This window comes from Microbacterium sp. Root553, from assembly GCF_001426995.1.
Taxonomy (GTDB): domain Bacteria; phylum Actinomycetota; class Actinomycetes; order Actinomycetales; family Microbacteriaceae; genus Microbacterium.
Window position 1 is genome coordinate 151,821 of the sequence record NZ_LMFY01000001.1, and the last position, 17,655, is coordinate 169,475.

Sequence of the window (17,655 nt, forward strand, 5' to 3'; positions counted from 1 at the left end):
CCGGACTGGGGATCCGGGGCACCACCCCCTGCGCTCCTCGCGCCGGGGGCTCGAGGGGAAGTCGAGCGGTTGTATCTAGATACTCGCATATACGGGGGTCTTCGCGGGGCATCGGCTGACCGCGTCGAGCGCCGCCGCCCGCGCAGCATCGGCGCGGCGCGCCCCTGACCTCGGCCGACGCACGGAGCACCCACGACGAGGGGCCGGATGCGATCGCATCCGGCCCCTGGTCGTGTCGCTCAGCGCTTGTAGTTCGGCGCCTCGACGACGATCTGCACGTCGTGCGGGTGGGACTCCTTGAGCCCCGCCGCCGTGATGCGCACGAACTTGCCGCGCTGCTTGAGCTCCTCGATCGTGCGGGCGCCCACGTAGAACATCGACTGACGCAGACCGCCGACGAGCTGGTAGGCGACGGCCGCCACCGGTCCGCGGTACGGCACCTGACCCTCGATGCCCTCGGGGATGAGCTTGTCGTCGCTGGGCACGTCGGCCTGGAAGTAGCGGTCCTTGGAGTACGAGGTCTGCTTGCCGCGGGTCTGCATCGCCCCCAGCGATCCCATGCCGCGGTACTGCTTGAACTGCTTGCCCGACTGGAAGACGATCTCACCCGGCGACTCGTCGGTCCCGGCGAGCAGAGAGCCGAGCATGACCGCGTCGGCCCCGGCGACGAGCGCCTTGGCGATGTCGCCCGAGTACTGCAATCCGCCGTCCGCGATCACCGGCACGCCGGCGGGACGAGCGGCGAGCGAGGCCTCGTAGACGGCCGTGACCTGGGGGACGCCCACACCGGCGACGACGCGGGTGGTGCAGATCGACCCCGGTCCGACACCCACCTTGACGGCGTCCACGCCCGCGTCGACGAGCGCCTGCGCGCCCTCGCGGGTGGCGACGTTGCCGCCGATCACGTCGATGTGGGCGAAGCTCTCGTCGGCCTTGATGCGCTTGACGAGCTCGATCACGCCCTGCGACTGACCGTTCGCGGTGTCGACCACGAGCACGTCGACGCCGGCATCGCGAAGGGCCTCCGCACGCTCCCACGCGTCGCCGAAGAACCCGATGGCCGCGCCGACGCGCAGCCGCCCCTGGTCGTCCTTGGTGGCGAGCGGGTACTTCTCGCTCTTGTCGAAGTCCTTGATGGTGATGAGACCGGCGAGCCGGCCCTCGTCGTCGATGAGCGGCAGCTTCTCGACCCGGTGGTGTGCGAAGAGGGCGATGACCTCGCCGGCGGCGACGCCGACGGGCGCCGTGACGAGACCCTCGGAGGTCATGACGTCCTTCACGAACGTCGTCTGGCGCTCGAAGCCCGAGACGAAGCGCATGTCACGGTTGGTGATGATGCCGACCAGGCGCCCGTCGGGGTCGACGACCGGAAGACCTGAGATGCGGTACTTGGCGCACAGCGCGTCGACCTCCTCGACCGTCGCGTCGGGCGAGGTGGTGATCGGATCGGTGATCATGCCGGACTCGCTGCGCTTGACGCGGTCGACGTGAGCGGCCTGATCGGCGATCGAGAGATTGCGGTGCAGGATGCCGATGCCACCCTCGCGTGCCATCGCGATGGCCATGCGCGACTCGGTGACGGTGTCCATGGCGCTCGAGAGCAGCGGGGTCGCGACCGAGATGCGGCGCGTGATCCGCGAGGAGGTGTCCGCCTCGCTGGGGATCACATCGGTGTGCCCGGGAAGAAGCAGCACGTCGTCATACGTGAGTCCGACGAAGCCGAAGGGGTCGTGCTGGTCCATGGATTGTCCTCCTGCGGGCGGGATCTCGGGCGAGGGTGTACCAATTCTAAGTGTCGGGAGGCCGGGGAAATTCCCGCGCGCCGCCGTCACCGCACCGAACGGATGCGTCCGGGGACGAGCATCGTGGGCAACTTCGTGATGGGATCGTTCCCAGCGTGAGCAGATCGTGCCTTGGTCGAAACAGAGCCGACACATTACGCTCATACCGTCGTACATCAAGGCCGATGCACAACTCCGTCGCTGGCCTGTGTACCGGGTGGAGGTTCTGTGCGTCCGACGATCTCGGCGAATCGAAGCGGAGTGCGGTGGGTCATCATCCTGCTGGCATCGCTCCTCGCCATCGCATTCCTCTGGCTGCAGCCTCCGTCCGCGGCCTCCGCCGAAGAGACGGACGACGGTCAGGAGATCACCGACTTCTACTTCGCCGGCGTCATCACCTTCGACGACGCACCGGTCGAGGGTGTGGTCATGACCATCGAGGGCAACGGCTTCGAGGGTGAGACCGAGACGGACGCCGAGGGCAAGTGGCGCCTGTATGTGCCCGAGAAGGAGACGTACACCCTCACCGTCGACGAGGAGACCCTGCCCGAGGGCGTGATCGTCGATGCCGCGCAGCTCCCCGAGGGCGCGCAGCCGATCGCGGGGACCACGGCGTCGTTCGAGGTCGAGTTCGGTCTCACCGGCACCAAGATCACCAACCTCTTCCTCGGCGAGGGCGAGCGGATCACCGTGTCGTTCATCGACCAGCTCGCCTCCCGACTCGTCGGCGGGCTGAACTTCGGCCTCCTCCTGGCGCTCGCCTCGATGGGCGCGGCGCTGATCTACGGCACGACCCGCCTGTCCAACTTCGCCCACGCCGAGATGGTCACCTGGGGCGGCCTGGTCGCCCTGGTCACCACCAGCTTCTGGCATCTGCCGCTGTGGCTCGGGATCACCGCGGCGGTGATCGGCGGAGGGCTCTTCGGCTGGGCACTCGACGCGGGCATCTGGCGGCCGCTGCGACGGCGCGGCCTGGGCATCGTCCAGCTCATGATCGTCAGCATCGGCCTCTCGCTCGCCTTGCGCTACGTGTTCCAGTACATGATCGGCGGCGGCACGCAGCAGCTGCCCGGCGCCAGCCCCGAGCCGATCCGCCTCGGCCCGATCTCGCTGTCGTACATCGACATGATCGCGATGGCGGTCAGCATCGTCGTCATCCTCGGAGTCGCGTGGTTCCTCACCAGGACCCGCATCGGAAAGGCGACGAGAGCCATCTCCGACAACCCGCAGCTCGCGGCGGCGTCGGGGATCGACGTCGACCGCGTCATCCGCTACGTCTGGATCCTGGCCGGCACCCTGGCCGCGATCTCCGGCATCCTCTGGGCGTACTTCCGCCCCGGCGTGAAGTGGGACATGGGCATGCAGATGCTCCTGCTCATCTTCGCGGCCATCACGCTCGGCGGGCTCGGCACCGCGTTCGGCGCCCTCGTCGGCTCGCTCATCGTGGGCATCGCGGTCGAGGTCTCCACGCTGTGGATCCCGTCCGACCTCAAGTACGCGAGCGCGCTCGTCGTCCTCATCGTCATCCTCCTGGTGAGGCCGCAGGGCCTGCTCGGACGCAAGGAAAGGTTGGGCTGACGATGGACTTCGGAAGCATCTTCTCCAACACGGCCGTCTACCTGTTCAGCCCCGTCACCATCGCGTACGCGCTGGCGGCGACCGGTCTGGCGGTGCACTTCGGCTACGCCGGTCTGCTCAACTTCGGCATGGCCGCGTTCATGGCGGTCGGCGGCTACGGCTACGCCATCTCCGTCCTCTCCTTCGGGCTCCCGTGGTGGGTGGGCATGCTCATCGGTCTCTGCGGCGGCGCCCTGTTCGCGATCCTCCTCGGCATCCCGACCCTGCGGCTCCGCGCCGACTACCTCGCCATCGCGACGATCGCGGCCGGAGAGATCGTGCGACTGCTGTTCACGACCCAGGTGTTCGACGAGTTCACGAACTCGGCCGACGGACTCGCGCAGTACAACGGCGGGTTCCGCGACGCGAACCCCTTCCCCCCGGGCACCTACGGCTTCGGGCCCTGGACCTACACCGCCAACGACCTCTGGAACCGCGTGTTCGGCGTGGTGCTGCTCGCGGTGTCGATCCTCGTGGTCTGGGCGCTGATGCGCAGCCCCTGGGGCCGCGTGCTCAAGGGCATCCGCGAGGACGAGGATGCCGTGCGCTCGCTCGGCAAGAACGTCTTCGCGTACAAGATGCAGGCGCTCGTGGTCGGCGGCATCGTCGGCGCGGCCGGCGGGATCGTGTTCGTGCTCCCCTCCGCCGTCGTGCCCGGCAGCTACACGACCTCGCTCACGTTCTTCCTCTGGACCGTGCTGCTGCTCGGAGGCGCCGCGACGGTCTTCGGCCCCACGCTCGGCGCGATCCTGTTCTGGGTGGTGTTCGCGTTCCTCGCCAACCTGCTCCCGAGCATGGCGAAGGCCGGCCTCCTGCCCATGTCCGACAGCCAGGCATCCACGCTGGTGTTCATCTTCGTCGGCATCGCCCTGATGCTGCTCGTGATCTTCCGACCTCAGGGCATCCTCGGAGACAAGAGGGAGATGACCTTTGTCAAATGAACTGACCCCCGACGAGAGCGCCCAGGCGGCGCCCTCGACCGGGAGCATCCGCCGCCCCAAGACCACAGGACTCACGAAGGGCCCCGCGGCCCCCGGCGTCGCCAAGGTCGACCCGATCCTCGTCGTCGATGCCGTGCAGCGTCGCTTCGGCGGCCTGACCGCCGTCGACGTGGATCACGTCGAGATCCCCCGCGGCGCCATCACCGCCCTGATCGGGCCGAACGGCGCGGGCAAGACGACCCTGTTCAATCTGCTGTGCGGGTTCGACAAGCCGAACAGCGGATCGTGGTCGTTCGACGGCACGAACCTGTCGGGCGTCCCCTCCTTCAAGGTCGCTCGGATGGGCCAGGTGCGCACGTTCCAGCTGACCAAGTCGCTGTCGCTGCTGACCGTGCTCGAGAACATGAAGCTCGGTGCCCCGAACCAGCGAGGCGAGGGATTCTGGTCGAGCCTGTTCCCGTTCCTGTGGCGAAAGCAGGACCAGGAGATCGAGGTGAAGGCGCGCGAGCTCCTCGCCCGATTCAAGCTCGACGCCAAGGAGAAGGACTTCGCCGCGGCGCTCTCGGGAGGCCAGCGCAAGCTCCTCGAGATGGCCAGGGCGCTGATGAGCGACCCGACGCTGGTGATGCTCGACGAGCCGATGGCCGGCGTCAACCCGGCCTTGACGCAGTCGCTGCTCGACCACATCCTCGACCTCAAGGACCAGGGCATGACCGTGCTCTTCGTCGAGCACGACATGCATATGGTGCGTCACATCGCCGACTGGGTGGTCGTGATGGCCGAGGGGCGCGTGGTGGCCGAGGGGCCACCCGAGGAGGTCATGGAGGATCCGGCCGTCGTGGACGCGTACCTCGGAGCCCATCAGGACGTCGACCTGGGTGCGGTGACCGGACGCATCCCCGTGCTCGCCGACACCGCGGCCGTGAAGCTGCGTGAGCAGATCGAAGCAGAGGCCGAGGCAGAGCTCGACGCCGACAACACCCAGGAGGGACGCGCATGAGCGCTGACGCATCCGTGCAGGACGACCACGTCGTCGTCGAGCTGAAGGACGTGCACGCCGGGTACCTGCCGGGGGTGAACATCCTCAACGGCGCGAATCTCGTCGCCCGCAAGGGAGAGCTGATCGGCATCATCGGTCCGAACGGCGCCGGCAAGTCGACCCTGCTGAAGGCGATCTTCGGCCTCGTGAACGTCCGCGACGGCGAGATCACGCTGAACGGCGACAGCATCGTCGGCCTCAAGGCCGACAAGCTCGTCAGACGCGGCGTGGGATTCGTCCCGCAGACGAACAACGTGTTCCCCTCGCTCTCCATCGAGGAGAACCTGCAGATGGGGCTCTACCAGAACCCCAAGGCGTACGCCGAGCGGCTCGAGTTCGTCACCGGAATCTTCGCCGAGCTGGGGAAGCGCCTCAAGCAGCGCGCGGGCTCTCTGTCGGGCGGTGAACGGCAGATGGTCGCGATGTCGCGCGCCCTGATGATGAACCCCTCGGTGCTCCTGCTCGACGAGCCGTCGGCCGGGCTCAGCCCGGTGCGTCAGGACGACGCGTTCATCCGGGTCTCCGACATCAACAAGGCCGGCGTCACGACCATCATGGTCGAGCAGAACGCCAGGCGCTGCCTGCAGATCTGCGACCGCGGCTATGTGCTCGACCAGGGCAAGGACGCCTACGAGGGCAGCGGGCGCGACCTGCTCAACGACCCGAAGGTGATCGGACTGTACCTGGGCACGCTGGGCACCGACGCCGCCTGAGCGACCGAGACGGAAGAGGGGCGGATGCTGCGGCATCCGCCCCTCTCTCGTGTCCTGACGGGGCATGCACGACGCCGCAGATACGACGAAGGCCCCGGATGCAGCATCCGGGGCCTTCGTGTGTGCGATCAGCAGGTGCGGTGACCGACGATCAGTTGGTGCGCTCGATCATGTTGTCGGCGCCGTACTTGTAGATGCCGATCGAGGCACCCTGGGGGTCGCCCGCCTCGTCGAACGTGACGTCACCGGAGTAGCCGTCGTAGTCGGCCGTTCCGCCGTCGTTGATGATCTTGGCGCAGTCGGCGAAGCTGGTGCACTTCTCGCCGTCGCCCGAACCGCCCGAGACCTCCTGCATCTTGGCCGCGATGTCCGCGCCCTCGGTGGAGTCTGCGGCCAGCGAGGCCAGCGCCACGAGTACGACGGCGTCGTACGCCTCGGCCGCGTAGGTGAAGTCCTTGACCTCGGAGTTGCCCTCACCCGTCCAGTACGTCTGCAGACGGTCGGTGAAGTCGTCCGCGAGCGCGGGGCCGGCCTTGGTGCCCTGGGCGCCCTCGAGCGAGACCGGGATCTCGTCGCCGTAGTCCGACAGGTTTCCGTCGACGAGGTAGAACTTGTCGGCGGAGATGCCGGCGTTCACCAGCAGCGGTGCGAGGGTCTTGAACTGGTCGAACGACACGATCGCGACCGCGTCGGGGTTCTGCGCCTTGATCGTCTCGACCTGTGCGTCGAACTGCGCGTCGCCGACGTTGAACGACGCCTCCGCGACGACCTCGCCACCGGTGCCCTCGAACGTCTCCTTGATCGCCGCGTCGAGGCCGGTGCCGTACGCGTCGTTCTGGTAGATGATGCCGAGCGACTTGGCGCCGTCCTCGGCGATCAGGTTGCCGAGCACCTCACCCTGCAGCAGGTCGCTGGGGGCGGTGCGGAAGTAGAGTCCGTCGTCGTCCCACGCGGTGAAGTCGGGCGAGGTGTTCGAGGCGGAGATCTGCAGGATGCCTGCGCTGACGTTTCCGTCGAGGATCAGCTTGGAGACACCGGATGCCGCGGCACCCACGATGGCCGAGACGCCGGCGCCCTGGAGCTTGGTGATCGAGGTCTCGTAGGCCTTGGTGTCGGTGTCGCCCTCGTCCTCGGCGGTGAGGTCGATGGTCACACCCGCCTTGGCGTCGTTGATCTCCTTGACCGCGAGGCCCACGCCGGACTCCATGGGCGGGCCCAGGAACGCCAGCGAGCCGGTCTGCGGAAGCAGCGAGCCCAGCTTGAGAGTCAGATCGGCGGCGGAAGTGCTGCCGCCGTCGGACGAGTCGTCCGAGGGGGTGCTGCTGCAGCCTGCGACGACGATCGCCGAGACGCTGAGCAGCGCGACTCCCGCGAGGAATCGGGCGCTGCGCGAGCGCGTGAATGAGGTCATGATGCTCCCTTGCGTGACTGGCCGTGGATTGTGACCACGGTCGGGTGGCTCTAACACTAGGACTGAAAGGCTTCGCGTAGGGGTCGCCGATGTTTCGGTGCGTTAACGATCCGACACCGGGTTCCGCGCCGCGTGATTCCGGAGTTCAGACCGGTTCCGGGCGCCCGTTCCGACGCCCTCGACGGGCGGCGAGCACCAGGTCGACGAGGAAGACCGCGATCGCGACCCAGACGAGGACGAACCCCACCCACCGTTCGATCGGCATGGGCTCGCCGAGCACGGCGGCGCCGATGATGAACTGCATCACGGGGGTCACGAACTGGATCATCCCGATGACCGTGAGGTCGATCCGCCGGGTCCCCGCCGCGAACAGGAGCAGGGGCACGGCGGTGGCGACACCCGCGAGAGCGAGCAGCACGGCGTGACCTGTGCCGTTGGCCCCCATCGTGAGGCCGGGGCCGGTGGCGACGAGCACCAGCTGGACCACGGCGATGGGGATCAACCAGAACGACTCGAGGGTCAGTCCGCTGATCGCGTCGACGGCCGGGCCGATCTTCTTCTTGATGAGCCCGTAGACGCCGAAGGAGACGGTGAGCGAGAGAGCGATCCAGGGGAACGACCGGTACAGCACCACGATCACGATCACCGCGACCGAGGCGATGCCGACAGCCACCCACTGCAGGCGTCGGATGCGCTCCTTGAGAACGAACACCCCGAGCAGCACCGTCATGATCGGGTTGATGAAGTAGCCGAGGCTGGTCTCGACGACGTTGTGGCTGAGCGTGCCGAACACGAAGACCTGCCAGTTGACGTAGATCAGCACGCCGGCCAGGGCCGTCCATCCCAGCAGCCGGGGCTGGCGGACGATCGCGCCGAAGGCCTGCCATCCCCGAGTCACCGTGAGCAGGATGACGCAGAACAGGAGCGACAGCAGCACCCGCCAGGCCACGACCTCCCACGGTCCTGTCGGCGCGAGCAGCAGGAAGTAGAGAGGCAGCACGCCCCAGAGCAGATAGGCGCCGCCCGCGTAGGCGACACCGGCCGTCTGCGTGGCGCGGATCGCGGTGCTCGTGGGGGTCACCGGACAACCCTAGTGCCGCGCCGCTCGGGTCATCGTCACGGCCTCGTGCGCGGCCGGAGAATGGCAGGAAAGCGCCCAGGAGTGGCGGGAGCCGGACCCGTCACACATACGGAAAGGGCCCGGATGCGAGATGCATCCGGGCCCTTTCGAAGACGTTGTCTCAGCGGACGACGACCGCGAGCACGTCGCGTGCCGACAGGACGAGGAACTCGTCTGCGCCGAACTTCACCTCGGTGCCGCCGTACTTGCTGTACAGGACACGGTCGCCCACGGCGACGTCGAGCGGAACGCGGTTGCCGTTGTCATCGATGCGGCCGGGGCCAACGGCCACGACCTCGCCCTCCTGGGGCTTCTCCTTGGCGGTGTCGGGGATGACCAGGCCACTCGCGGTGGTCTGCTCGGCCTCGACCTGCTTGATGACGATGCGGTCCTCGAGCGGCTTGATGGAAACCGACACGGTCTACCTCTTCTTTCTTGACGCTGACAGGAAGACTTTTTCGCACTCTCAACCCGAGAGTGCTAACACCCAGTGTAGGGCGTCGGCTGGCACTCATGCAATGCGAGTGCCAATCGTGCCGACCTCGCCGCCGCCTAAGCTTGCCGGGTGGAGATGTCCGAACTGCGCGCACTGCTGACCCCCGAGGGCCTGGAGCTGCTGGACGCTCTCGGCCCGATCGAAAAGGGCGCCGACGTGGCGAGGGCCGTGTCGCGGCTGCGCGCCGCCGGCCACTCCCCCGACCTCGTGTCGGCCGTGGTCGGACAGGCCGCACTGCGCTCTCGTGCGCAGGCGAAGTTCGGCGACTTCGCCGCGCGGATGCTGTTCACCCGCGCGGGTCTCGAACAGGCCACCCGCCTCGGCGTCGCCGCCCGCCATGCCCAGCGGATGCGCCGCGCCGGCATCACCGGCGTCGCCGACCTCGGCTGCGGCATCGGCGGGGACTCCCTCGCCTTCGCCGGCGCCGGGCTCGACGTGTCGGCGGTCGACGCCGACGAGGTCACCGCGGCCATCGCCGCTTACAACCTCGCACCGTTCGCCGACAGCGCCACGGTCGCGCACGGCACCGCGCAGGAGCACGCGCCGACGGAGAAGGACGGCGTCACCGCGATCTGGATGGACCCCGCCCGCCGCACCTCAGGACACAGCGAGACCCGCCGTGTCTCGTCCGACGACTACTCTCCCCCCTTGGACTGGGCGTTCGAGCTGGCATCCCGCATCCCCTCCGGCATCAAGCTCGGCCCCGGGCACGACCGTGACGCCCTCCCCGCCGACGCCGAGGCGCAGTGGGTGAGCGCGGAGGGCAGCGTCGTCGAGCTGGTCCTGTGGACAGGAGCACTCGCACGCGAAGGGGTGCGCCGCGCAGCACTGGTCATCCGCGGCGAGCGCTCGCACGAGATGACCGCCGGTGCCGACGCCGAGGACGCGCCGGTGCGCGAGCTCGGCGCGTTCCTGCACGAGCCCGACGGGGCGGTGATCCGCGCCCGTCTGATCGGCGACGTCGCGCGCTCGCTCGAGGCGGGGATGCTCGACGAGCGGATCGCGTACCTGACCTCGGACTCAGCGCTGACCAGCCCGTTCGTGCAGAGCTTCCGGGTGCGTGAGACGATGCCGGCCAACCCGAAGGCCATCAGCGCCGTTCTCAAGGCCCACCGGATCGGCACCCTCGAGATCAAGAAGCGCGGGATGGACATCGATCCCGCCGCCTTCCGCAAGAAGCTCGCGCTCACGGGCGACGCGTCGGCCACGCTGATCCTCACCCGCGTCGGCGACCAGCGGCGTGCGATCCTCGCCGACCGGGTTCCCGCGGCCGGATAGCCGTGGCGCGGTCACCCCGCATCCGTGCCCGTCGCGGACGCCGGCACGTCGCCGCTCACCACGAGGTACGGGGTGCCGCTGCGGGTGAACGAGAGGAGCACATCCGACGTGACGGTCCGGCCCGCCCCCTCGTCGAACGTCGTCGTCCTGATGCCGATGCCGCCCTCTCGGGATTCGCCGGCACGCACGCACTGGGTCGCGTCGAGGGCGTCGACGACCAGGCAGTCCTCGGTCACCGCGCCGGTGGTGCGCTGACCGAACCAGACGGGCTTCTGCTGGAAATCGCCGACGATCGAGTAGGTGTACTCGTCGAACCCCTCGTCCGCGAGCTGCTCCGCCCGATCCCGCTCCGCCCCCTCGAACTGCGACAGCCAGTCGTTCCCGCTCGTGTCCCAGCGCTGCACGATCGCCACGAACTCGCCCGTGGTCGCGCGCGCCGCCGTCGCGGAGAACTGTTGCGCAGGTTCGTCGCCATCGCCGGCCGGGGCGACGACGCTCACTCCGAATCCCCAGCCTCTCTCGAGATCCTCGGTGGGAGCGCACTGCGTCGACGACTCCGCCGCGACGTCGAGGGTGAGACAGCTCAGGTCGCCGTCGTCCTTCGTGGCGAGCCAGACCAGCGCATCGTCGTCCTGGCCGATCGCCCTGAGGCTCCCCGGGTCGTACCCGCCGTCGTCCTGGAGCGTCGCCCGCCGTTCCTGTTGCGCCGCGGTGAGGGCGATCCCGTCGCCCTTCTCTGCGAACACCGCCCACCCCACGCCGAGCCCGACCAGCAGAAGGGCGGCCGAGGCGGCGACGAGCGACGTCCACCTTCTGCGCGCGATGCCCGTCCCCCGCGCGATGTCGGCGGTTGCGGCATCGTCGACAGGCGTGGCGGAATCGTCGGACACGGAACCGTCGGACATCGCATCATCGGCCGGAGTCACATCGTCGGTCGGAGTCGCATCGTCGGTCGGCAGGGGATCGTCGACGTCCCCGGCGCCTCCCGCGGCCCGCACGACACGCGCCGATTCGAGGGCGGCCAGACGGGCGGCATCCGCAGCGGCGAGTCCGCCGCCGCGCCCGTAGGCCCTGGCCTGCAGCGCTCGCAGTTCGGCGGCGTCACTCTCATGCGGCATCGTCGCCCTCCCCGTCCCTCGTCACCGTGAGGTATCCCTGACCGTAGCCGAACCGGTACTCGTAGCGGGTGATCCCGTCGCCGTCGTCGACGACGAGCCCGAGCGACCTGTCGGTCTCTGCCAGCATCAGGCTGTCGTCGCACACCATCGGCGGCGAGGGACTCGATCCGTCGATGACGAGACAGTAGCGCTGGGTCGCCTTGTCGACGCCGACCCAGATCGGCGTCTCGCCGTCGTAGCCGACGACCATGATCGAGCGCCGGTCGAGGCCGACATCCTCCGCGAGGGAGACCGCGACAGCCGCCTCCTCGGGATTCGCGAACTGGGCCGACGACTGCGGCATCGATATGTAGCTGCTGGTGACGATCGCAGGTGCGCCGTCATCGGTCAGGTACATGTACGCGTCGACATCCAAGGTCTGCGAGTCGTCGACCACCGTCACGAGGCTGGCGCTCACCCCCTGCGCCAGCGCCTGCTCGCGAGTCGTGCAGGCGGGAGCCGTCGACTCGGCGTCGCCCAGCACGACGCACACCTGGGCACCGTCGCCCTTGGTGGCGTACCAGACGACCACGTCCTGCTCCTGGCGCAGCGCGCGCACCGAGCCGGGGTCGTACCGCCCCGAGGCCACGATCGCGTTCTGCCATTCCTGCTGCGTCGACGTCAGCGACATCGACGAGGCGTCCCGGTCGGCGAAGAGCAGCCATCCCGCCCCCACGCCGAGCACGATGCACACCGCCGCCAGCAGAAGAGCGCTGCGCCCGTGGTGCGTCCGGCGCGGCGACGGCGCGGAGCCCTCCGCGCCGGTGTCCTGCGAGTCCGGCGCGGGTGCAGGGGCGGACTCTCGCGCCGGATCGACGGAGACGGATGACGGAGCATCGGGGGCCGCCGCGCCCTGAGCCGCCGGTTGCTCGGATTCCGTGTGCGACGGGGACGGCGCCCGGCGCAGCGCCTCGAGTCGGCGCAGCCGCGCCACCTCGTCGTCACCCAGCGCCCCCTCGCGGCCGTACGCGCGCTCCTGCAGCGCACGGAGCTCGACCGCCTCTTCGGCACCGAGCATCCGCTATCCGAGTCTCTCGAACTGCATCCCCGCCCAGACGAGCCAGCCCAGGCTGTAGACCGTCGCGCACAGCCCGAGCACCAGGGCCCAGCGCGCGATCGCGCGACTCTCGACGGGACGACGCAGCGACATGATCGCGGCGACGACCGCGATCACCGCGATCGGAAGTCCCCAGCCGACGAAGAACGAGCTGGCCAGTGCGACGATCGCGGCCATCAGCGCCCACGGAGCGAGCCGGGTGTCATCGACGGCGGCCGTCACCGTCCCGGTCTCGGTCGAGGGCTGCCAGTCCGTGTCGCGCCTGACCTCGTCGAGCATCGGACCGGTCACGACCACCGGCTCGACACCGACCGGCCCGGTGGGCAGCCGCGTGTAGCCGTCGCGTCGGGCACCCGGCAGTCGAGCGGCACCCGTCGGGCGCTCCACCTCACCGCTGGGCCTGTCGATCCTGGCCGGCGGCACGATCCCGCCCGCCGCCGGATCGGTGCCCGCGGCGTCGGCTCCCCGTGTCGCATCGCTCATCACGACACCGCGCTCCGCTCCGCGACCTGGATCTCGGTCACGGGCAGCGTCGAATCGGCACCGAAGGCGAGCGTCGACGGGCGGCGTCCCGACGAGATCAGCTCGGCGGCGAGGGCGGCGATCATCGCCCCGTTGTCGGTGCACAGCGACAGCGGGGGGATGCGGACGGTGACCCCGGCCGCCGCAGCGCGGGAGAGCGCGACCTCGCGCAGGCGGCGATTGGCGATGACGCCTCCGCCCAGCAGCAGGCGAGGCACCCCGAGATCGGCGCAGGCGGCGAGCGCCTTCGTCACGAGCACGTCGACCACGGCCTCGCGGAAGCTCGCCGCGACATCGGCGACCGGCACGGGCACGCCATCGGCCTCGCAGCGCTCCACCCAGCGGGCGACGGCCGTCTTGAGACCCGAGAACGAGAAGTCGTAGCGGTGGGCGGCCAGATCCGACGCGCGGGACAGGCCCCGCGGGAAGCGGATGGCGTTCGGGTCGCCCTCCCGCGCCGCGCGATCGATCTCCGGCCCACCCGGGTAGGGCAGCGACAGCAGCCGCGCGACCTTGTCGAACGCCTCGCCGGCAGCGTCGTCCATGGTCTCGCCGAGCATCTCGACATCGGTGGTGAGGTCGCGCACGTGCAGCAGCGACGTATGTCCGCCGGAGACCAGCAGCGCGATCGTCGGGTACTCCAGAGGATCGGAATCGGGGGTCAGGATGTCGGCGGCGATGTGCCCCACGAGATGGTTCACGGCGTAGAGCGGCGTGCCGAGGGACACCGCGAGGCCCTTGGCGGCGCCGACACCGACCATCAGGGCACCGGCCAGACCGGGTCCGCTGGTCACGGCGACGGCGTCGAGCTCGTCGAGTCGCACGCCCGCCTCGGCGAGCGCGGCATCGATCGACGGTTGCAGCGCCTCGAGATGCGCCCGCGCGGCGACCTCGGGCACGACGCCGCCGTAGCGGGCGTGCTCGTCCATGCTCGAGGCGATCGTGTTCGACAACAGAGTGCGTCCGCGGACGATGCCGATCCCGGTCTCGTCGCAGCTCGTCTCGATGCCCAGCACCAGCGGCTCGGTCATTCGGCGCCCTCCTTCGCGGCATCCTGAAGCGGTTCGGCTCCGTCGCCCGTGCGGCGGTCACGCAGCGCGAGCCGCATCACGATCGCGTCGACGTCGTCGGGCTGGTAATAGCGCGGGCGTCGCCCGATCTCCGCGAACCCCTCGGAGAGATAGAGCCCCTCGGCGCCGGGGTTGTCGGCGCGCACCTCGAGGAAGACCTCTCGCGCACCCCGCTCCGCCGCTGCGGTCAGGAGCGCGCGCAGCAGCGCGCGGCCGCGCCCGGCACCCCGGTGCTCCTCGTCGAAGGCGATGGTCTGGATGTCGGCGTCGCGGGATCCCTGCAGCGCGCGCACTCCCCCGTAGCCGATGACACTGCCCTCGTGCTCGTCGACCAGGTAGCGCCCGTGGGGGCTCGAGAGCTCGTCGGCCATCGCCTGAGGACTCCACGCGTCGGTCGGGAAGGAGCGTCGCTCGACCGCCATGATCGCGTCGAGGTCGTGGGGTGTCGCCGCACGCAGGGTCATCGCCCGACCCTCTTCGGCGCTCCGGGGACGCGGACGTCGGGCTGGCGCAGGTAGAGCGGTTCGTCGCCGGCGAGAACCCGACCGGCGGCGACGGCTCGCGCCCCCACGCGCGCGAGATCGACGGCGGAGAGCGTCTCGACATCGATGCGTCGGGTGACTCCCAGGCGCTCGTCCGCCTCGGCGCGCGGCACGAGGACGGTGTCGGCGATCACGATCGGGAGTCCGTCGGCATCCGTGCCGTCGAAGACCGTGATCGCGACCTCACGACGTCGGGCATCGGTGACGATCGCGAAGGGCCCGACGATCCCGTCGTGCTCGATCGCGGTGAGTGCGGCGGCGGAGTGGCTCGGCACCGGGACGACCGGGATACCGCGACCCATCGCGAATGCGCGTGCCGCCGCGATGCCGATCCGGAGTCCGGTGAAGGGGCCGGGCCCCATGCCCGCGACCACGTGGCCGATCAGGGGGGCTCCGTCGCCCGCGCTCTCGTCGCCCGGGTTGTCGTTGCCCGGGTTGTCGCCGCCCGGGGCCTCGCCGAGGGCACGGACGAGCATCTCGCCGATCACCTCGGCATGCCCGAGGGGATCCGCTGCCGAGGCGTCGGAGAGCCGGACGCCGTCATCGTCGATGAGGGCGACGGCGGTGCCCAGAGAGGTGTCGACGGCGAGGATCACCTCTCCAGGGTAGCCGGGGTTCACCCCGCGGTCGTCGAGCGTCCTTCGCGGGTGATGGTCACCCGTCGCGGCGCATCCGCGTCGAGCTCCGACGGGTCGAGGAGCTCGTCTCCGCCGACCGGGCGCTCGAGTTCGATGTCCCACCAGGTGTCGGCGAGCTCCTCCGCCATCCCGCGCCCCCATTCCACGACGACGACCGAACGGGCGAGGTCGAGATCGAGGTCGTCGAGCTCGGCATCCGATCCCAGCCGATAGGCGTCGACGTGCACCAGCGGGGCGCGTCCGACGATCGAGGGGTGCGTGCGGGCGATCACGAACGTGGGACTCTGCACGGGGCCGCGCACACCCAGTCCTCGCGCGAGCCCGCGCGTGAAGGTCGTCTTTCCCGCGCCGAGCGGCCCGGTGAGGATGAGCAGGTCGCCGGCGGTCAGCCCCTCGCCGATGCGCACCCCGAGCTGCTCCATCGCGGCGGACGTGTCGACCTCATGATGTCCGAGGAACGCCGGATCCACGCTCATGCCGACCGCCGGGGCACGCGGGCGCCGATGCGCGTGACGATCTCGTAGTTGATGGTCGAGGCGGCGTCGGCCCACTCCGCCGCCGACGGCACGCCGAGGGTCGGGTCGCCGAACAGCACCACCTCGTCGCCGATCGATACGGGGGTGTCGCCGACGTCCACGACGAACTGGTCCATCGCTATGCGTCCGACGTTGAGATGGCGCCGACCGGCGATGGAGACCGGCAGCCGCCCCGAGGCCTGACGCGGCACGCCGTCGGCATAGCCGAGAGGCACCAGCACCAGCGTCGTGTCGTGCGGGGCGCGATGGTCGTACCCGTACGACACCCCGGTTCCGGCCGGCACGCGGCGCACGGCCGCGACAGCGCCGCGCAGCGTCATCGCCGGACGCAGACCCAGCTCGGCCGACGAGCGGTCCTCGAAGGGCGAGAGACCATAGATGCCGACGCCGATCCGCACCGCGTCCAGTCGCATCTCGGGTAGGTCGATGGCCGCGGCGGTGGCCGCGATGTGGCGGATCTCGGGGTGGATGCCGAACGACGCCGCCATCTCCACGCCCTGCTCGAACCTCGCCAGCGCCTCGCGATCGTCCTGCGGGGACGTGTTCGAGAGGTGGCTGAAGAGTCCGATGATCCGCAGCCGTCCGATGCGCTCGAGCCGCGCAGCCTCGGCCAGCACGCGCCCCCAGTCCGCCGGAGCGACGCCGTTGCGCGACAGCCCGGTCTCGAACTTGAGATGCACACCCACCGGGCGGTCGACCGAGGCGACGGCACCCGCCGCCTCCAGCTGATCGAACGACGAGATGCCCACCTCGATGTCGTGTGCCGCCGCCTGGTCGAACCTCTCGCCCGGGGCATGCAGCCACGCGACGATCGGCGCGGTGATGCCCTGTCGGCGCAGGTCGAGCGCCTCGGGGATCTCGGCGACGCCGAGCCGCGTGGCGCCTCCGGCGAGCGCGGCCACGGCTGCAGCCGCCGCGCCGTGACCGTAGGCGTTCGCCTTGACGACGGCGATGACCTGGACGCCGGTGAGGCGACGGAAGTGACGGACGTTGTCGGTGATCGCATCCAGCTCGATGCGTGCCTCGCGGAACGGGACGGTCACAGCGGCTCTCCTTCGGCGACGACGAATGCCGCGGCGAGTCCCGCGTCATGCGTGAGGGTCAGGTGCAGTCGGGTGATCCCGCGCTCCGCGACGACGTCGGCGGTGCTCCCGGTCAGGACGAAGTGCGGGCGACCCGACGACTCCGAGGCGATCTCGATCTCGATCCAGTGCACGCCGTCCGAGCCGCCGAGCGTCTTGATCAGCGCCTCCTTCGCCGCGTATCTGGCGGCGAGCGACGGCAGCCGCAGACCGCGCTCGCTCGGCGCGAAGAGACGCTCCAGGAGTCGTGGCGTGCGCTCGAGGGTCCGCTCGAATCGCGGGATGTCCACGAGGTCGATGCCGGTCCCGATGATCACCCGTTCAGCCTAGTCGCGGCATCCGCCTCTCCCCGGTCCTCACTCCGTGCTCGCCCGCCCGTCCTGCCGTCCGCCCGACCTGCCGACCTCGCCCGCCCGGCGTGCCGACCTCGCCCGCCCGCCTCCTGCCCGGCCCCGCCCCGGTGACTGGCTCGCCGGCTGGCTGGCTGGCTGGCTGAAATTCCCCCGGTAGGCGGCCCCCGTCGGCGTCCTACGTCAGCCAAGTGGGGAAACGCCAGTCATCCGGCCCGTCCCACGTCTCCTCCCCAGGTGCAGGGGCGAAGAAAATGGCCCCCAGGTCGTGGCATGCTCCGTGATCACGGTCCGCGGGATGCACG

At 69.8% G+C, this 17,655-nt stretch carries 18 protein-coding genes; 5 read left to right on the top strand and 13 right to left on the bottom strand.

Annotation, left to right across the window (positions count from 1 at the left end):
* Window positions 1-239: 239 nt before the first annotated feature.
* Entirely contained in the window at window positions 240-1,742 is a 1,503-nt protein-coding gene (gene guaB, locus ASD43_RS00640; RefSeq protein WP_056412225.1) for an IMP dehydrogenase, read from the bottom strand.
* A gap of 300 nt (window positions 1,743-2,042) precedes the next feature.
* On the opposite strand from guaB, the gene ASD43_RS00645 reads away from it, so the two are divergent.
* Genes ASD43_RS00645 through ASD43_RS00660 form a run of 4 tightly spaced genes read left to right on the top strand, consistent with a single transcriptional unit; the run spans window position 2,043 to window position 6,091 of the window.
* Window positions 2,043-3,359 carry a branched-chain amino acid ABC transporter permease gene (locus ASD43_RS00645; protein ID WP_235563978.1) on the top strand — a complete coding sequence of 439 codons (1,317 nt, stop codon included), beginning with the start codon at window positions 2,043-2,045 and terminating at the stop codon, window positions 3,357-3,359.
* A gap of 2 nt (window positions 3,360-3,361) precedes the next feature.
* Window positions 3,362-4,339: a branched-chain amino acid ABC transporter permease gene (locus ASD43_RS00650; RefSeq protein WP_045253389.1), complete on the top strand. Its 978-nt coding sequence runs from the start codon at window positions 3,362-3,364 to the stop codon at window positions 4,337-4,339.
* 46 nt (window positions 4,340-4,385) lie between these two features.
* A complete protein-coding gene (locus ASD43_RS00655; RefSeq protein ID WP_056418792.1) occupies window positions 4,386-5,339 on the top strand; it encodes an ABC transporter ATP-binding protein in 954 nt (317 codons plus the stop codon).
* Entirely contained in the window at window positions 5,336-6,091 is a 756-nt protein-coding gene (locus ASD43_RS00660; RefSeq protein WP_056412229.1) for an ABC transporter ATP-binding protein, read from the top strand. The genes ASD43_RS00655 and ASD43_RS00660 overlap by 4 nt, the downstream gene beginning before the upstream one ends.
* Before the next feature lie 151 nt (window positions 6,092-6,242).
* Here the strand turns inward: ASD43_RS00660 and ASD43_RS00665 are convergent, their stop codons facing one another.
* The 3 genes from ASD43_RS00665 to groES all read right to left on the bottom strand — a co-directional run bounded on the left by ASD43_RS00665 (window position 6,243) and on the right by groES (window position 9,040).
* Window positions 6,243-7,502 carry an ABC transporter substrate-binding protein gene (locus ASD43_RS00665; RefSeq protein WP_056412233.1) on the bottom strand — a complete coding sequence of 420 codons (1,260 nt, stop codon included), beginning with the start codon at window positions 7,500-7,502 and terminating at the stop codon, window positions 6,243-6,245.
* Window positions 7,503-7,647: 145 nt separating this feature from the next.
* Window positions 7,648-8,583: an EamA family transporter RarD gene (gene rarD, locus ASD43_RS00670; RefSeq protein ID WP_056412236.1), complete on the bottom strand. Its 936-nt coding sequence runs from the start codon at window positions 8,581-8,583 to the stop codon at window positions 7,648-7,650.
* 160 nt (window positions 8,584-8,743) lie between these two features.
* The gene (gene groES / locus ASD43_RS00675) at window positions 8,744-9,040 is read right to left on the bottom strand and encodes a co-chaperone GroES (RefSeq protein ID WP_017203655.1); all 297 of its coding nucleotides are present in this window, start codon (window positions 9,038-9,040) and stop codon (window positions 8,744-8,746) included.
* A gap of 147 nt (window positions 9,041-9,187) precedes the next feature.
* Between groES and ASD43_RS00680 the strand changes: the two genes are divergently transcribed.
* On the top strand, window positions 9,188-10,396 hold the full coding sequence (locus ASD43_RS00680) for a class I SAM-dependent methyltransferase (protein WP_056412239.1): 1,209 nt from the start codon (window positions 9,188-9,190) through the stop codon (window positions 10,394-10,396).
* 11 nt (window positions 10,397-10,407) lie between these two features.
* On the opposite strand, the gene ASD43_RS00685 is transcribed toward ASD43_RS00680, so the two are convergent.
* From ASD43_RS00685 to ASD43_RS00725, 9 genes are read right to left on the bottom strand one after another with little or no spacing between them, the layout of a single operon-like run.
* Window positions 10,408-11,514, bottom strand: a complete 1,107-nt coding sequence (locus ASD43_RS00685) for a hypothetical protein (RefSeq protein ID WP_056412242.1) — start codon at window positions 11,512-11,514, stop codon at window positions 10,408-10,410.
* A complete protein-coding gene (locus tag ASD43_RS00690; RefSeq protein WP_056412245.1) occupies window positions 11,504-12,571 on the bottom strand; it encodes a hypothetical protein in 1,068 nt (355 codons plus the stop codon). Before ASD43_RS00690 ends, ASD43_RS00685 begins: the two co-directional genes overlap by 11 nt.
* A 3-nt stretch (window positions 12,572-12,574) precedes the next feature.
* Entirely contained in the window at window positions 12,575-13,093 is a 519-nt protein-coding gene (locus ASD43_RS00695; RefSeq protein ID WP_235563980.1) for a hypothetical protein, read from the bottom strand.
* A complete protein-coding gene (gene tsaD, locus ASD43_RS00700) occupies window positions 13,093-14,163 on the bottom strand; it encodes a tRNA (adenosine(37)-N6)-threonylcarbamoyltransferase complex transferase subunit TsaD (protein WP_056412247.1) in 1,071 nt (356 codons plus the stop codon). The genes ASD43_RS00695 and tsaD overlap by 1 nt, the downstream gene beginning before the upstream one ends.
* Window positions 14,160-14,666 (bottom strand): ribosomal protein S18-alanine N-acetyltransferase, encoded by a 507-nt coding sequence (gene rimI, locus ASD43_RS00705; RefSeq protein WP_056412251.1) that lies wholly within the window; start codon window positions 14,664-14,666, stop codon window positions 14,160-14,162. The genes tsaD and rimI overlap by 4 nt, the downstream gene beginning before the upstream one ends.
* Window positions 14,663-15,340 (bottom strand): tRNA (adenosine(37)-N6)-threonylcarbamoyltransferase complex dimerization subunit type 1 TsaB, encoded by a 678-nt coding sequence (tsaB, locus tag ASD43_RS00710; RefSeq protein WP_056418798.1) that lies wholly within the window; start codon window positions 15,338-15,340, stop codon window positions 14,663-14,665. Before tsaB ends, rimI begins: the two co-directional genes overlap by 4 nt.
* 20 nt (window positions 15,341-15,360) lie before the next feature.
* A complete protein-coding gene (tsaE, locus tag ASD43_RS00715) occupies window positions 15,361-15,858 on the bottom strand; it encodes a tRNA (adenosine(37)-N6)-threonylcarbamoyltransferase complex ATPase subunit type 1 TsaE (protein WP_056412254.1) in 498 nt (165 codons plus the stop codon).
* The gene (gene alr / locus ASD43_RS00720; RefSeq protein ID WP_056412257.1) at window positions 15,855-16,961 is read right to left on the bottom strand and encodes an alanine racemase; all 1,107 of its coding nucleotides are present in this window, start codon (window positions 16,959-16,961) and stop codon (window positions 15,855-15,857) included. Before alr ends, tsaE begins: the two co-directional genes overlap by 4 nt.
* Window positions 16,958-17,317 carry a holo-ACP synthase gene (locus ASD43_RS00725; protein WP_056412260.1) on the bottom strand — a complete coding sequence of 120 codons (360 nt, stop codon included), beginning with the start codon at window positions 17,315-17,317 and terminating at the stop codon, window positions 16,958-16,960. The genes alr and ASD43_RS00725 overlap by 4 nt, the downstream gene beginning before the upstream one ends.
* Window positions 17,318-17,655: the final 338 nt, after the last annotated feature.

Excerpts from the sequence above, each read along its gene's own strand:
- guaB (WP_056412225.1), bottom strand. The coding sequence starts at position 1,742 with ATGGACCAGCACGACCCCTTCGGCTTCGTCGGACTCACGTATGACGAC.
- ASD43_RS00650 (WP_045253389.1), top strand. The coding sequence starts at position 3,362 with ATGGACTTCGGAAGCATCTTCTCCAACACGGCCGTCTACCTGTTCAGC.
- ASD43_RS00660 (WP_056412229.1), top strand. The coding sequence starts at position 5,336 with ATGAGCGCTGACGCATCCGTGCAGGACGACCACGTCGTCGTCGAGCTG.
- ASD43_RS00665 (WP_056412233.1), bottom strand. The coding sequence starts at position 7,502 with ATGACCTCATTCACGCGCTCGCGCAGCGCCCGATTCCTCGCGGGAGTC.
- ASD43_RS00685 (WP_056412242.1), bottom strand. The coding sequence starts at position 11,514 with ATGCCGCATGAGAGTGACGCCGCCGAACTGCGAGCGCTGCAGGCCAGG.
- ASD43_RS00690 (WP_056412245.1), bottom strand. The coding sequence starts at position 12,571 with ATGCTCGGTGCCGAAGAGGCGGTCGAGCTCCGTGCGCTGCAGGAGCGC.
- ASD43_RS00695 (WP_235563980.1), bottom strand. The coding sequence starts at position 13,093 with ATGAGCGATGCGACACGGGGAGCCGACGCCGCGGGCACCGATCCGGCG.
- tsaD (WP_056412247.1), bottom strand. The coding sequence starts at position 14,163 with ATGACCGAGCCGCTGGTGCTGGGCATCGAGACGAGCTGCGACGAGACC.
- rimI (WP_056412251.1), bottom strand. The coding sequence starts at position 14,666 with ATGACCCTGCGTGCGGCGACACCCCACGACCTCGACGCGATCATGGCG.
- tsaE (WP_056412254.1), bottom strand. The coding sequence starts at position 15,858 with ATGAGCGTGGATCCGGCGTTCCTCGGACATCATGAGGTCGACACGTCC.